General features: G+C 50.1%; 2 protein-coding genes. Both read right to left on the bottom strand.

Annotated elements, in window-relative coordinates:
- On the bottom strand, positions 1-594 hold a 594-nt coding region (gene mltG / locus R7Z41_RS23735), incomplete at its 3' end, for an endolytic transglycosylase MltG (RefSeq protein WP_238086866.1).
- 2 nt (positions 595-596) lie between these two features.
- Entirely contained in the window at positions 597-1,406 is an 810-nt protein-coding gene (gene pabC / locus R7Z41_RS23730; RefSeq protein WP_160461011.1) for an aminodeoxychorismate lyase, read from the bottom strand.
- Positions 1,407-1,562 lie beyond the last annotated feature (156 nt).

The raw sequence follows: 1,562 nt of genomic DNA, 5'->3' as shown, positions 1-1,562 counted from the left end.
GTCCGCACGCCCTTCCCAGGCGCTATCGACCGCTTTCACCATTTTCTTGTGCGCTCGCTTGAGTAACGCGACATCGGTGGTATTGGCGGTATACATCCAGGTGTCTGGCCAGAACCAACCTTCAATCCACTCCGGGTTTTCCAGTTCAAGTGCCTGCGCTACGGTGGCGTACTTATCATCGCTCAGCGTATGCTTGATATACGGGGCCTCACGCAATTGCTTGAGGTAATCGCTCAGACGCATCCCTTCTACCAGTCGCAGAGGGAACTGTGCTTCTTTACCGCTTTCCAGCAATTTCAGCATCTCGCGCACGGTCATCTGCGGTGTAAAGCGGTAAGTCCCGGCTTTAAAGTGAGAAAGATCCGGTTCGATACGCAGCAGCCATTGAAAAACCCGTGGACGATTGATGATCTTATCGGCATAAAGCTGTTCACCGAGCGCCAGACGTCCGGTCCCTGGCTTCAGGGTAAATATCGTCTCTTCTTTGATAAGCAATTTGCTGTCGGCAAGATGGCGAACCTTCCAGACGCCCACACCAGCGGCGATACCCAGTACCACCAGCAATAACAAGATTATCAATAACACTTTTTTCATGACTAATTCGGGCGCTCACAAAGTGGGGCTAAATATTCATATAACGTTGCTGACGAAAAGGAGACATCGCCACAGGCACATACGGGCATCACTGGCATTAACGCATTACAAATAACCATCTCATCTGCCTGCAACGACTCTTCCAGAGAGGCTTGCACTTCGACAAGCTGATAAGAGGATTGTGCCAGCAAACGGATACAGAATTGTCGCATAATGCCGTTAACACCTGCCTGATCCAGTCGCGGCGTATAAACTACGTTGCCCTTCCGCCAGAACAAATTAGCCGCACAGCATTCCGTAACCCACCCTTCGCTGTCAAGGACCAGCGCCTCATCAGCGTTTGTCTGCTCAAGATGAGAGCGAATCAATACTTGCTCAAGACGATTGAGATGTTTAATACCTGCAAGATGAGGATTGCGCCCCAGCCGCACCGGGCTTAGCGCCAACGTCATCCCCTCGTTACGCAAACGGTCGTAATGTGCAGGATAAGCCGTAACGGAGAGAATCCGCGTTGCCGGTCCACTGTTCAATGTGCTGTACCCTCGCCCGCCACTACCGCGACTGATCACGACTTTCAGCACACCATTTTGCTGTTCTGCTGCCAGCGTTTTCATCTCTTGTTCAAGCTGTGGCCAGAAGTCACAGGAAATCATCAACCGCTGACAAGCATCCTGTAGTCGCTGGATATGCGCCGATAACAAACTGACTTTACCGTCGATAACTCTGGCGGTGGTAAAACAACCATCACCAAACTGCGTTGCCCGATCGCTTACTGCCAGCGATTCCTGCTTATAACCGTTAATTAAGAACATACCGGCTCCTTATCAGAGAATTGTTAGTGTGGCAGCATGTTCACTACGGAACAAGTCGGAATAAAAGCTAAGAAAAAAGGCCCGCAAGCGGACCTTTTATAAGGGTGGAAAATGACAACTTAGATCTTTTTAAAGATCAAAGAACCATTAGTGCCA

Origin of the sequence: Vibrio sp. 1457, assembly GCF_033340195.1 — a bacterium.
In the GTDB taxonomy this organism is placed as follows: Bacteria; Pseudomonadota; Gammaproteobacteria; order Enterobacterales; family Vibrionaceae; genus Vibrio; species Vibrio alginolyticus.
Note: the sequence above shows the minus strand (reverse complement) of the source record. Positions and strands in the feature narration are given on the sequence as shown.

Bases quoted from the DNA above. Each gene is read 5' to 3' on its own strand.
- pabC (WP_160461011.1), bottom strand. From the start codon at position 1,406: ATGTTCTTAATTAACGGTTATAAGCAGGAATCGCTGGCAGTAAGCGAT.